This window comes from Streptomyces sp. NPDC053755, from assembly GCF_040677675.1.
Classification (GTDB): Bacteria; Actinomycetota; Actinomycetes; order Streptomycetales; family Streptomycetaceae; genus Streptomyces.
Map to the genome: position 1 here is coordinate 106,211 of NZ_JBFASK010000018.1, position 12,883 is coordinate 119,093.

11 protein-coding genes and 1 riboswitch are annotated in these 12,883 nt (G+C 74.0%); of the genes, 6 read left to right on the forward strand and 5 right to left on the reverse strand.

The window, feature by feature from the left end:
- Positions 1 to 62 precede the first annotated feature (62 nt).
- The 3 genes from AB0K65_RS18985 to AB0K65_RS18995 form a co-directional block, all read right to left on the reverse strand.
- Positions 63 to 1,037, reverse strand: a complete 975-nt coding sequence (locus AB0K65_RS18985) for an endonuclease/exonuclease/phosphatase family protein (RefSeq protein WP_365717900.1) — start codon at positions 1,035 to 1,037, stop codon at positions 63 to 65.
- 320 nt (positions 1,038 to 1,357) lie between these two features.
- Positions 1,358 to 2,500 carry a YncE family protein gene (locus AB0K65_RS18990; protein ID WP_365717902.1) on the reverse strand — a complete coding sequence of 381 codons (1,143 nt, stop codon included), beginning with the start codon at positions 2,498 to 2,500 and terminating at the stop codon, positions 1,358 to 1,360.
- On the reverse strand, positions 2,497 to 3,108 hold the full coding sequence (locus tag AB0K65_RS18995) for an ankyrin repeat domain-containing protein (protein WP_365717904.1): 612 nt from the start codon (positions 3,106 to 3,108) through the stop codon (positions 2,497 to 2,499). Before AB0K65_RS18995 ends, AB0K65_RS18990 begins: the two co-directional genes overlap by 4 nt.
- 332 nt (positions 3,109 to 3,440) lie before the next feature.
- Here AB0K65_RS18995 and AB0K65_RS19000 point away from each other — a divergent pair, with 332 nt between their 5' ends.
- From AB0K65_RS19000 to AB0K65_RS19025, 6 genes are all read left to right on the forward strand, one after another.
- Positions 3,441 to 4,655 (forward strand): RNA ligase, encoded by a 1,215-nt coding sequence (locus AB0K65_RS19000; protein WP_365717906.1) that lies wholly within the window; start codon positions 3,441 to 3,443, stop codon positions 4,653 to 4,655.
- A gap of 3 nt (positions 4,656 to 4,658) precedes the next feature.
- Complete coding sequence (locus AB0K65_RS19005) at positions 4,659 to 5,573, forward strand: AAA family ATPase (RefSeq protein WP_365717908.1); 915 nt, start codon at positions 4,659 to 4,661, stop codon at positions 5,571 to 5,573.
- 315 nt (positions 5,574 to 5,888) lie between these two features.
- Positions 5,889 to 6,998: a CapA family protein gene (locus AB0K65_RS19010; protein ID WP_365717910.1), complete on the forward strand. Its 1,110-nt coding sequence runs from the start codon at positions 5,889 to 5,891 to the stop codon at positions 6,996 to 6,998.
- A 46-nt stretch (positions 6,999 to 7,044) separates the two neighbouring features.
- Positions 7,045 to 8,352 (forward strand): phosphoribosyltransferase family protein, encoded by a 1,308-nt coding sequence (locus tag AB0K65_RS19015; protein ID WP_365717913.1) that lies wholly within the window; start codon positions 7,045 to 7,047, stop codon positions 8,350 to 8,352.
- Positions 8,353 to 8,472: 120 nt separating this feature from the next.
- The gene (locus AB0K65_RS19020; protein ID WP_365717915.1) at positions 8,473 to 9,051 is read left to right on the forward strand and encodes a Type-2Aa cytolytic delta-endotoxin; all 579 of its coding nucleotides are present in this window, start codon (positions 8,473 to 8,475) and stop codon (positions 9,049 to 9,051) included.
- Positions 9,052 to 9,252: 201 nt separating this feature from the next.
- The gene (locus AB0K65_RS19025; protein ID WP_365717917.1) at positions 9,253 to 10,023 is read left to right on the forward strand and encodes a hypothetical protein; all 771 of its coding nucleotides are present in this window, start codon (positions 9,253 to 9,255) and stop codon (positions 10,021 to 10,023) included.
- A 116-nt stretch (positions 10,024 to 10,139) separates the two neighbouring features.
- Here the strand turns inward: AB0K65_RS19025 and AB0K65_RS19030 are convergent, their stop codons facing one another.
- Together AB0K65_RS19030 and AB0K65_RS19035 are read right to left on the reverse strand one after the other, a co-directional pair.
- Positions 10,140 to 11,282 carry a hypothetical protein gene (locus AB0K65_RS19030; RefSeq protein WP_365717919.1) on the reverse strand — a complete coding sequence of 381 codons (1,143 nt, stop codon included), beginning with the start codon at positions 11,280 to 11,282 and terminating at the stop codon, positions 10,140 to 10,142.
- A 194-nt stretch (positions 11,283 to 11,476) separates the two neighbouring features.
- Complete coding sequence (locus tag AB0K65_RS19035; protein ID WP_365717921.1) at positions 11,477 to 12,376, reverse strand: LysM peptidoglycan-binding domain-containing protein; 900 nt, start codon at positions 12,374 to 12,376, stop codon at positions 11,477 to 11,479.
- Positions 12,377 to 12,380: 4 nt separating this feature from the next.
- A riboswitch (cyclic di-AMP (ydaO/yuaA leader) is annotated at positions 12,381 to 12,566 on the reverse strand.
- Between the last annotated feature and the right edge of the window lie 317 nt (positions 12,567 to 12,883).

Sequence of the window (12,883 nt, forward strand, 5' to 3'; positions counted from 1 at the left end):
ACGCCAGCCTCCACACCCGCGCCGCCACGGGCCAGCCGGGAGCGCTGAACGGGTGGGCCGCCTCACCACCGCACGCGCGCCGCGACCGGCAGGTGGTCGCTCCCGGTGTCCGGCAGCGTCCACGTCCCGACCACCGTCGCGCCACGGGCCAGGACGTGGTCGATGCGCGCCAGGGGCAGGCTCGCGGGCCAGCTGAACGCCCACGCGTCCCGGCTGCCCCGCACGAGGCCGGTCACCGGGCGCAGCCCCCGGTCGTCCACGGTCCCGTTGAGGTCGCCGAGGACCAGGACGGCGGCCGCCCGGTCGGCGGCGAGCGCCCGGCCGAGGCGCGTGGCGCTCTCGTCGCGCCATCCCGTGGCGTACCCCTCGGTGGGGCGGATCCTGACCGACGGCAGGTGCGCCACGTAGGTCGCCACGTCTCCCCGGGGGCCGCGCACGACGGCGCGCAGCCCGCGGTCCCAGCCGGGGCCCACCGCCCGTGGCCTGATGTCGACTCGGGTGACGTCCCTCAGCGGGTACTTCGACCAGAGGCCCACCGTGCCGACGCTCGCGTGATGGGGATGGGTGCCGGCGAACGCCGCCCGGAAGGCGGGCAGACGGGACGGGGTGAGTTCCTCGAGGGCGACGAGATCGGGATCGGTGCCGAGGACGGTCCGCGCCACGCGCCCGGGGTCGGGATTCTCGTCGCTCACGTTGTGCTGCACGACCGTCATGTCGTACGTGTCGGGGTCCGCGGGCAGCAGGGTCCCCCGGAACACCCCCGCCCAGACGACCGCGAGCGCCAGGCAGGCCGCCGCCGCGATCCGCGAGCGCCGCACGGCGGCCAGGAGGAGCCCGGCCGGCACGGCGAGGCCCAGCCACGGCAGGAAGGTCTCCAGGAGACTGACCGGTCCACCCGGCAGACGGGGCAGCGAGGAGTGGAACAGCAGCACACCACAGGCCGCCCCCGTCAGCGCCGCGGCCACCGCACCGCGCCGTCGCCGCGTCCGTGAGGCCGCCCGTGGGGCCGCCGGTGCGGCGGCCGTGCGCTCTCGCAAGATCGTTCCTCTCCCAGGCACCCCGCGTCCTCTCCGGCGTCCGCACGCGCCGCCGGCCGTCGGCCGTCCTCCCGGACCGCCGTCGGCCTGCTGCGCTCGTCCTCGGCCGGCCCCGGCGTGGGGCGTACGCGCCGAGGAGCCGGATACAGGGACGCGAGGGACGGGTGATCCAGTTGCGGGACCGGACCGACGGGCCCGCTCGGGGTGCGTGCCGGACGCCCCCCGGGGCGGGACGGTGGCGCCCTCCCCGGGTCGTGTCCGGAACGTCTCGCCTGGCCCGCGGCGCCCTTCGGGCGGCCGCCGTACCTCCCGGACACTCCCTAGAGCACCGCGATGCCGAGGGGCCGTTCGCCCGCGGCGAGGCGGCGGGTGTCACCGGTGGCCAGGTCGAGGACGGTGATCCCGTTCCAGTAGCCGTCGCGCGTGAAGCCGCCGGTGACATAGGCGGTCCGGCCGTCGTCCGACACCGTGACGTCCTCGTGGGCGCCGTCCAGGGGGTACACCCGCTCCTTGCCGCCGGGATCCCGCACGGTGAGCGACGGCCCGCCGTCCGACGACGGATCGATCGGGCCGGTCCCCACCACGAGGAGCGTGCCGTCGCGCGTGACCGTCGCCCCGTGCTGGTGGGTGTTCGCCGTCATGGGCTCGGTCTCCGTCCGGCCGGTGCGCGGATCCACCACCACCAGGCGCTCGCCCTCGAAGGGGAGCAGCAGCCTGCCGTCCGAGGGGCGGACGACGGCGTAGTGCGGCTTGAGCCAGGAGCCGAGTCCGCCTTCGGTGCCGTACGGCGCGACCTCGACGCGCCGCGGCACGAGCGAGTCCGTGGGGACGACGGTCACGTCGAAGGAGTCGTGGTCGGTGGCGTACACCTCGGCACCGTCGCGCGAGACGTCGACGTCGAAGGGGCGCCGCCCGACGGGCACGGTGTCGGTCACCTCACGGCTCCCCGTGTCGACGATCTCCAACGTCCCCTCGCCCCCGGGGACGTTGACGCCGACGTACACGCGCTTGCCGTCGGGGGAGAGCGCGATGCCCATGCCGCCGCCGCGGTACTCGCCGGTGGTGACGGGTCCGGTGTCCGTCGCGTACGGCACGAGACCGACGCGGGTACGGAGTCGGGTGTCCACCACGGCGACGCCCTCCGCCGTGGCGACCCAGGCGCGCCCGTCCTCGCCGACGGCCACGCCGTACGGCGCGGTTCCCACCGTGACCGAGCCGATCGGACCCCGGGCCGGGTCGACGAAGGTGACGGTGTCGGCGCCGAAGTCGGCCACGAGGAGGGTCCCGTCGGGTGTCCTGCCGGTCGACGCGGCACTGGGTGACGGCCCGGCGTCCGATGGCGGGCGGCTGCCCGCCGAAGCCGCCGCGGGGGAGCGGCCGTCGCTCCCGGCCGATCCGCCCGGCGCGCAACCGACGAGCAGGGCCAGGGCGGCGAGGGCGGGCGCGAGAGCACGTGACCTCATCGGACGCCCGCCCGCCGGGCGGTGGCGGCCAGCAGGCCGGCGATCGCTTCGAAGCCGCGCCTTCGGGCGTGCTGGAGCGGTGTGGTGCCGTCGTGGTCCGCGAGCAGCGGATCCGCGCCCGCCGTGACGAGCAGTTCGACCGTCTCCTGATGCGCGCGACCGCCGTCGCCGAGGATGACCGCCTCCAGCAGTGCCGTCCATCCCAGCCGGTTGACGTGGTCGACGTCGGTGTCCGTCTCGCGCAGGACGGCCCGCACGTAGGCGACGTGCCCGCGCTCGGCGGCCGGGATCAGGGACGTGCCGCCGAACCGGTTCGTCACGCTCAGGTCCGGCCCGGCGGGGAGCAGGGCGCGCAGCATGGGCACGCTGCCCGTCACGCCGGTGACCAGCCACGGCGTATCGCCCGCGTCGTCCCGGGCGTTCGGATCGGCGCCCGCCGCGACCAGGAGCTCCGCGACCTCCACATGATCGGCGAGGGCGGCCAGGAGGAGCGGCGTACGCCCCTCGTGGTCGCGGAACTCGACGTGCGCGCCCGCGGCGAGCGCGTCACGGACCCCGGAGGTGTCCCCGTGGCGCGCGGCCGCCGACAGCCGGTCGTTCTGATGCATGGACGTCCTCCTGGAGGCGGTGGCCGCTCCGACGGATGCCGGAGCGGGCGGGCGGCTGGTCGCGGTGGACCGTGAAGCGGTGGACAGGGAGGCGGCCCGGTGGGGGGTCCCGCGCTCTCCATCCTGCGGCCGGGCTCTCGGCCGCCGCGTCGGCTCGGCGGCTGGGGACGCCCGGCCGGCCGGTGGACCCCGGGGTCCACCGATCGGCTGACCCCGCAACCCTCGCCCCGTCCTCCCCGGCCAGGCGTCCACCCACGGTGGCCGGGGCTTATTCGGTGTCGGACCCGGCCTCCCGTACGTGACAATGAGTCACCACACGCCAGGAGGAATCCATGAGCCAGGGGACCCTGACTCTTCACGCACTGCTGCCCGCCCAGGAACTGGCCGCCGCGCTCGACGCCGGTCATGTCACGCGCAAGGCGCACCCCGAGCTGCCGCTGTCGATCTACACCTACACCCGGGCCTGCCAGTACGAGCGGATCTGGAACCGGGTCACCACCCGCTGCCGCGGCCTCGTGGCCGACGACGTCACCGGGGAGATCGTCGCCCTCCCGCTGCCGAAGTTCTTCAACATCGGTGAGCACGAGGCCGGCCGGCCCTACGCGCCCGCGCTGCCGGACGAGCCGTTCGAGGTGTACGACAAGGTCGACGGAAGCCTCGCGGTGGTCTTCCACTACGCGGGCCGGTGGCGCGCCGCCTCCAAGGGCTCCTTCACCAGCGCGCAGGCGACCTGGGCGCAGCGCCGGCTCGACGGCGCCGACACGGCGGCGCTGGTCCCCGGGGTGACCTACCTCGCGGAGATCCTCTACCCGCAGAATCGTATCGTCGTCGACTACGGCGACCGCCGGGACCTCGTCCTGCTCGCCGCCTTCGCGGCCGACGGCACGGAGATACCGCTCGCCGACGCCGCCACCCACTGGCAGGGCGTCGGGTCGGTCGTCACGGTCTGGCCGGCCATGGACCTCGCCGACCTGATCAAGCTGACGGAGTCCAACACCCTCCCCGGCGGCCGCGCCGCCACGGGTACGGACGCCGAAGGGTTCGTGCTGCGCTTCGCCTCCGGCGTACGGGCGAAGGCGAAGCTCTCCGAGTACGTACGGCTCCACAAGGTCCTGACCGGAGTCACCGCCCGGGACATCTGGCGCAGCCACGGCGTCCAGCGGTTCGCCGGGGTCTCCGCGAAGCGGCTCGCCCAGGGTCTCGGCTGCTCGGTCGCCGAACTCGGCGGTGTACGGGCGGCGGGCGGGCGGCCGCTGGACGCGCTGCTCGAACAGGTACCGGACGAGTTCGACACCTGGGTACGCGGAGTGATCGCGCGCCTGGAGGACGAGGCCGCGGCGCGCCGGCACGCCATCGACGAGGCGTTCCGCGGCATCGAGCACCTGGCCGCGGACCGGGGTGCGTTCGCCCGCGCCGTGCGCACGCTGCCGCACGACGTCCGGTCGGCGATGTTCCTGCGGCTCGACGGGCGCCCGACCGACATCCTCGTCTGGCGCGCCGTGCGCCCCGAGGCATCCGACCCCTTCGCGACCGACGAGGAGAACTGAACCGTGCCTGTCGTACACGTCATGACGGGGCTGCCCGCCTCGGGGAAGACCACGGCCGCGCGGGAGCTGCAGGCCGGGGCCGAGGGCCGGATGCGCCGTGTCAACCTCGACGACCTGCGCACCATGCTCGACCTGCCCGACGCCGCACGGGGCCGCTCGCACGCGCACGAGCAGACCGTCCTCGGCATCCAGGACGCGGCCGTGCGCGCCGCCGTCGACGGCGGGTTCGACGTCGTCGTCGACAACACGCACCTGACGCCGCACATCCCCAAGCGTCTGAAGGCGGCCGTCGCCGGCCGGGCCACCTTCGTGGTCCACGACTTCACCCACGTGCCCGTCGAGGAGTGCGTCCGCCGGGACGGCGAGCGGCCCCGGCCGGTCGGCGAGGAGATCATCCGGATCCTGGCCGACAAGCACGCCAAGGCGACCCGGGGCGGCTGGCGCCTCACCGACGCCTGGCTGAACGACCAGCCGCCCGTCGAGCCGTACGTGCCCGACCCGGCGCTGCCGTCGGCGGTGATGTGCGACATCGACGGCACGCTCGCCCTGCGCGGCGACCGGGGACCGTACGACTTCACCCGCTGCGACCTCGACCTGCTCAACGGATCCGTACGGGACGCGCTGCGGGCCTTCCAGGACGCGCACCGCGACACCATCGTGCTCCTGTCGGGACGCAACGAGGACCACCGGGCGATGACGGAGGCCTGGCTGCGACACCACGGCGTGCCGTACGACGAGCTGTGGATGCGGGCATCCGACGACGGCCGGCCCGACGACATCGTCAAGGCCGAACTCTTCGACGCGCACGTCCGGCACCGGTACGCCGTGCGGGTCTCCCTGGACGACCGGGACCGGGTGGTCGCGGTATGGCGTCGCATGGGGCTGCCGACCTGGCAGGTCAACTACGGCAACTTCTAGGGCGTGTTTCGAGAGTCCCGCCTGCCCCGCGACGCCTGGCACGCACGCTCGCCGCGTTGTCGGGATCGTTCACGTACGTCCGGTACGAGGGCGGCCCTCCGCCGTGCGATCGCACGCACCGGACGCCGCGGGGCCCGCCCTTCGGGCGGCCGGCGCCACTTCATAAACACGCCCTGGGTCGTGTCCGGCAGGTCCCGCCCGGGCCGCGGGCGGACGCCGATACCTCCCGGACACTCCCCGGGGGCGGCCGTCGGGGAGGCGGGGTGCCGGTGACGGCGGCCCGCCTCGCCGGACGTCGGCGTCTACCCTGGACGTATGGGCACTGACCTGGTCAGACTGTTCCTCAGCGGAGACGTGATGCTCGGCCGGGGGATCGACCAGATCCTCCCGCACCCCGTCGATCCGGCCCTCCACGAGCAGTACGTGCGCGACGCGCGCGTCTACGTCGACCTCGCGGAGGCCGCGAACGGGCCGGTGCCCCGCCCGGCCGGCTTCGCCTACCCCTGGGGCGACGCGCTCGGCGCCCTCGACACCGAGGCGCCCGACGTCCGCCTCGTCAACCTCGAGACGGCCGTCACCGCGGGCGGCGATCCCGCGCCCGGCAAGCCCGTCCACTACCGGCTGCACCCCGCCAACCTGCCGAGCCTCGTCGCCGTCCGCCCCGACGCGTGCGTCCTCGCCAACAACCACGTCCTCGACTACGGGCCCCGCGGCCTGGACGACACCCTGCGCGCCCTCGCCGGCGCCGGCCTGCGCACGGCCGGGGCGGGCCGGAACGCCGACGAGGCACGTCGTCCCGCCGTCGTCCCCCTCCCCGGAGGCGGCCGGGTCCTCGTCTTCGCCCTCGGCATGTCGTCCAGCGGCGTCCCCCGCGACTGGGCCGCCACGGCGGAGCGCGGCGGCGTCCACTTCGCCGCGGCGCCCGGCCGGGAGGCCGCGGCCCGCCTGACCTCCCGCCTGCGGGACGAGAAAGCTCCCGGCGACATCGTCGTGGTGTCCCTCCACTGGGGCTCGAACTGGGGCTACGCCCTCCCGGCAGCCGACCTCGACTTCGCGCACGCCCTGATCGACGGCGGCACGGACATCGTGCACGGGCACTCCTCGCACCACCCACGGCCGCTGGAGGTGTACCGGGGCAAGCTCGTCCTGCACGGCTGCGGCGACCTGATCAACGACTACGAAGGAATCACCGGATACCACGAATACCGCGACGACCTGCGGCTTCTCCCTCTCGTCGCGGTGGCCCTCGAGGACGGCGGACTCCAGGAGGTGCGCCTGATCCCGATGCGGGCCCGGCGCATGCGGCTCGAACACGCCTCCGACGACGACACGCGGTGGCTGCGCACCGTCCTCCACCGGACCAGCGCACCTCATGGCGTCCGGATCGTCCTCGCCCCGGACGGCGCCCTCACCGCCACCCCGTAGGGGGCCGCCGCCCGTCCGCTCTCCAGACCAGGGAGACGAGCACACCATGTACTTCACCGACCGCACCGACGCCGGAAGGCAGCTCGCCGCCCGCCTGGACCACCTCAAGGGCCGCGACGTCGTGATCCTCGCCCTCCCGCGCGGCGGAGTGCCGGTCGCCGCCCAGGTGGCCGACGCCCTCGGCGCCCCGCTGGACGTCTGCCTCGTACGCAAACTGGGGGCGCCGTTCCAGCCCGAACTGGCCATGGGAGCCATCGGCGAAGGAGGCGTGCGGGTCGTCAACGACCGGGTGCTGCACGGGACCGGCGCGTCCGAGCGCGACCTCGCCGCGGTGGAGGAACGCGAGCGTACGGTCCTGGAGGAGCGGATCCGGCGCTACCGCGGGGACCGCCGGCCGGTCCCCCTGGAGGGCCGTACCGTCCTGGTCGTGGACGACGGACTGGCGACCGGCGCCACCGCGCTGGCGGCCTGCCGCGTGGTCCGGGCCCGGGGCGCCGCCCGGATCGTGCTCGCCGTCCCGGTCGCCCCCCACGGATGGTCCGACCGGGTTCACGGCGAGGCGGACGAGACGGTCTGCGTGCACGAACCCGACGGCTTCTACGCCATCGGCCAGTTCTACGGCGACTTCGCCCAGACCGCCGACGAGGAGGTCCTCGCCTGCCTGGCCCGCCACCGGCCGCCGGGCGGGTCGCGGGCGGACACTCCCGCCCGGGCCGAGCGGGAGGACACCGACGTACACATCCCCCTGGGCGCGGCGGCCGTCTCGGGCCGGCTGGTCGTTCCCGAACGGACCACCGGGGTCGTCCTCTTCGCGCACGGCAGCGGCAGCGGCCGGCACAGCCCCCGCAACCGCGCCGTGGCGGACATGCTGCACCGCGCCGGTCTGGGAACGCTGCTCTTCGACCTGCTCACCGAGGAGGAGGCCGCCGATCGTGCCCACGTCTTCGACACGGAGCTGCTCGCGGAGCGCCTCGCCCAGGCCACGAGGTGGCTCGGGGACAGGCCGGGCACGGAAGCCCTCGGGATCGGCTACTTCGGCGCCAGCACCGGCGCGGCCGCCGCCCTGTGGGCCGCGGCGGATCCCGCGTCCCCGGTGTCCGCGGTCGTCTCCCGCGGCGGCCGCCCGGACCTGGCCGGCCCGCGCCTGGCCGGTGTCCGCGCCCCCACCCTCCTGATCGTGGGCGGCGCCGACCCCCTGGTCCTCGACCTGAACGAGCAGGCACGTGCCGCACTGCGCTGCGAGAACCGGCTCGACGTCGTCGCCGGCGCCGGTCATCTCTTCGAGGAACCGGGCACCCTGGAACGGGTCGGTGACCTCGCCGCCCGCTGGTTCGCCGACCACCTCTCCCGGTGACGAGGGCCGCCCTTCCCCGTCGCCGTCCGCACGGCGGGACGCCGTCGCCCCGCCGTGCCTCCCCTCGGCATACTGACCCCTCTTGATCACCGCAGATCACCGCGACACCAGGAGGAGTGCATGGCCGCAGCTTTCAAGACCGTCATCGAGGTGGGCCCGGACCATATCGACCAGGCCCGCGTCATCGACCGGCTGTTCCAGGAGGCGATCGCCCCGGCGACCGTCAACTTCGACTTCGACAACATCAGGGAGGCGGCCTCCGCGATACCGGACAGCGCCATCGTCAAGATGGTCCGGGGCTGGGGGCTCCAGGAGAACGCCCCGGTCCTGGTCATGGTGCTCTCCCTCAAGGAGGCCGTGCGCCAGGCGCTCCCGGAGGAGTTCGCCGACGCGTCCTTCTGGGACACCATCGAGCAGGAACTCGTCCACGCGTTCACCGGCCTCGCCGCGCAGGAGGGCGAGCCGGGGCTCTCGTACTACGAGGAGGCACAGGAGCGCACCCGTTACTACCGCGATCTGTTCTTCGCCCTGCAGGACGAGGAGACGGGCGCGTACATGTACGCGATCGCCTTCTGCATCGACGTGACCGTCGGCCTGGACAAGGAACGGGTCGGCGCGCTGGGGATCGCGGACGTCGCCCCGTACACGATCCGCCTCAACGCGATCGTGGTCCGCCAGCAACTGGGTCTGGCCGCCTGACCCGCACCCGATGGGCGCCCGTCGCCCCGGCCCGCCGTCCCGGGCCGGACAGGGACGCCGCCGCCCTCCGCCGCCCCGTCAGGCCGCCGCGTGCCCTGGACGGGTGAGTGTGCGGACCGGGGGCAGGAGACGCAGGCGGAGCGGGTACGGATCGCTGCGTTGCTCCGCTCCCCCCCCCCCAGCGTCGGAGGATGCCGTCCCATGCCTGTCCGCAAGGCCGCCCTACGAGCGTTGACGACCACCCTGTGCGCGGCGCTGCTCCTCGCCGCCTGCACCGAGGCACCACCCCCCGCACCCCTCAGGGGAGCCGCGGGACCACCCGGCGACCGCGACTCCGTACCGCAGGACCGACCGGCCCCGAGGCCGCAGGCCGCCTGGGTCGACCGCATCCCGGGTGTCGGCCCGGCCACCCGTGCGGCCCTCCCCGCGGCCAGCACCCAGGCCCTGGTGGTGCTGGGAGAGACGGCGACCACCAACGAGGCCACGGCCGTGCTCTACGAGCGGGACGCCGGCAGGCGGTGGAACCGGGTCGCCGGACCGTGGCCCGCCCACAACGCGCTGCGCGGCTGGACCGCCGACCACGTGGCCGGTGACCTGCGCTCGCCGATCGGCGTGTTCCGCGTCGGCGACGCCGGCGGGAGGCTTCCGGACCCCGGCTCGCTGCTGCCGTACGACCAGGACGAGGAGTTCGCGGTCCAGGGCACGGGCTTCGCCGGCGAGCCACTGGAAGGCTCCTTCGACTACGTGATCGCCATCGACTACAACCGGATCCCCGGCACGACCCCCCTCGACAAGAGGAGGCCGCTGGGAGCGGCCAAGGGCGGCGGCGTGTGGATCCACGTCGACCACGGCGGGCCGACCCAGGCATGCGTCTCACTCGCGCGTGAGGTGATGCCGGAGCTGCTGCGCGCTCTGGACCCGGCGAAGGAGCCGGTCATCGTCATGGGCCCGAAGGCCGACATCGCACGCTGAGGCCGTCCCGTCCTCACCGGCGGTCGCGCGGCCGAGGCCAGGACGGGGAGGACCCGCGAGGACACCGCCGCCGCCCGGCGGACCCGGGCGGCGGCGGTTCGCGTCCGGAGAAGCCGCTACGACAGGTACGCCTGGCGGCTCGCGCAGCCCCAGACCACCGGCCGGGCGGTGCCCGCCGCGTCCACGGCCACGCCGCCCACCCGGTCGTCGTCCGACACGGCCCTGGCGCGCGCGGAGCCGTCGGGGGCCAGGGACGGCAGGGCACGGACGGGGCCCTGCCCAGGCCACAGCTGGGCCTGGTACGGCTTGAGGGGGGCGCCCTCCTCATGGGTCATGGCGGTGCCGACGGAGACGTTCGTCGTCGGGCTGACCGCCTCGAAGGTGCCCTCCCGCTGACCGGCGAGCACGCCGGGGGAGCCGCCGTGGTCCGCGTGCGGCGGCGTCCAGACCCACGGCTGGTGGTCGGGGTCGAACCGGTCGCTGACGGAGACGTACCCGGCCACCCGCCCCGCGTCGTCCACGCCCTCCGCCAGGTTGTGCACCAGATACTCCGCCCTGGCCACCGGCAGCGCCCGCGCCGGGCCCCCGTCGGCCGGCCACAGGACGGGGAACGAGGCGAAGGCGAAGCCCTCCTCCGACTCGTAGGAGCGCTCGGCCGCGCCGACGACGTCCCCGCGCGCGTTGATGCCGGTGACGCGGGTGACGATCGTGCCGGGACCGGAGTCCGGGGGCAGTGCGAGGGTGCGCAGCAGGCGTCCGCCCCGCCACGCCTTCGGTGTGCCGTCGGTGTCGACGGCCGCCACGACCCCGGAGTCGTTGACGTCGATGTCGGCCTGTCCCGACGTCCCGCCCTCGCCGAGGAGGCGGACAGCGGTGTCGCCCCTGCGGAAGGTGAACAGCGCCACCGTGCGGTCGGACCGCCGCGTCAGCCAGCCGGCCATGAGCCCTTTGCGGTTGACCGCGCGGACGACCCCCTCGTCGTAACCGGCGGGGAGGGGCACCGGGTGGACCCGGTCGCCGGTCCAGTACACGGGCAGGCCGCCGCTCGCGCCGACGGCGAGGCGGCGGGGCCCGAGGTCGTGCACGCCCTCGGTGGCGAACGCGCCGCCCGCCGAGGCCGCGAGCGAGGGCAGGACCTTCGGTCCCGGCTCGCAGATCCCGGCTCGCGCGGTCGCGGAGTCGGCCGTGGCGGGCCCCGCCCCGGTGATCAGAGCCGCCAGCGCGACCGCGCCGGCGCACCAGGCGATGCTTCTCTTCAACTGTCTCCCCCTTCGGCGACGACCCGCGGTCTCCCCGGCCACGGGTCTGCGAAGGGCCCATCCTGCCTTCCGCCGTCGGCACGTGGGACGGAATGCCGCAGACCGCTTACGGCCCGGTCCGGGGGCGCACGGCGACGGCGAGGTCCCGGCCCCCGAGCGGCCGGGTCCTCGCCGTCGTCGTCCTCACCGGCCGTTTAGTAGGGGCCGTTGACGTTGTCGATCGAGCCGTAGCGGTCGGCCGCGTAGTTGCAGGCGGCGGTGATGTTCGCGACGGGGTCGAAGAGGTCCATCGACGTACCGGGGACGTGATAGGCGAGGAACGTCGGCTCGATCACCTGGAGCAGGCCCTTCGAGGGAGTGCCCTTGAGGGCGTTGGAGTCCCAGAGGTTGATGGCCTGCGGGTTGCCGGAGGACTCCCGCATGATGTTGCGCTGGATCCCCTCGTAGGTGCCGGGGATCCCGTACGAGGCCATGATGTCCAGCGACTCGCGGATCCAGCCGTCGAGGTCGTTGGTATAGCGCGGAGCGGCCGGCGCGGCGGCGGGGGCGGCCGCCTGCGCCGCCTTGACGGGCGCGGCGCCGCGGTCCTGCGAACGGCTGGCGCGGTCGGCGCTCGTGCTCGCCGTGCTCTTCGGCTTGGCCTTGGCCTTCGCCTTCGGCTTGCTCGTGGTCTCGGCCTTGGCAGGCGCCTTGGGCGCGGCCGCCTGCTTCCGGAGCGTCAGTTCCAGACCCGGGTGGATGAGTGACGGATTGTCACCCACGACGCTTCGGTTGATGTCGTAAAGGACCTTCCAACCGCCGCGTACGCCCTGCTCGTGCGCGATCAGGGAAAGGGAATCACCGGCCGTGACCGTGTAGGAACGCGCCGGGGTCGAGGCGGCGGGAATCGATTCTTTGATCTTTTCCACGGCGCTGGATACGGTCTTCTCCGTGACAATTCCGGTGGGCGTTCCGGAGGCGGCGGAGGGCGTCGCGTGAGCGGCGGCGGTGGCGACCAGCGGCAGGGCCAGGGCGGCGCCGCCGGTGCCGGCGAGGGCGAGGCCACGAGTCAGGGGACGGTGCTTGGGGCGCCGGTGCTTACCGTGTGCAGGCATGATGGGTTCCTCTCCGGCGCCTGCGGGGTGAGCTGTCGGGTTCGGGCTGGAGATGCCCGGCCGCACGTGTGCGACTTCACCCCGATCCGATCCGGAATCCCGAACCGGAGAGAAAGGTGGGTCCCCCGCTCCTGCCGACGGGTGAATAGTTGGTCTTTCGGGCGGTGGCAGGATTCGGCGATCCGCTCGAATGCAGGTGACCGTAGGCGAGAAATGTCGACGGAAACAAGTCCCTGGCCGTGCGGGTAATTCCAGAATGTGTGCCCGTGGTGTGACGTGGCCCTCGGCGCGGGGAAGGCCGGGGCCGAACTCCCTTGGGCAGCAGGGGGTCGCCGGGTCGCCGGGGGCCGTTCCGGGCAGGGGCGTGATTCATGTCACCGGGGGAGTGATATCGGTTTTTATGCGTTATTCACCGTAGTGTGCAACCTCAAAAGGAAACGACATCAATATCCCTTGATATCCCTTTTGGTGCTTTATGTCCCACGAGGGTGGGGGGAGAAGGGTGCC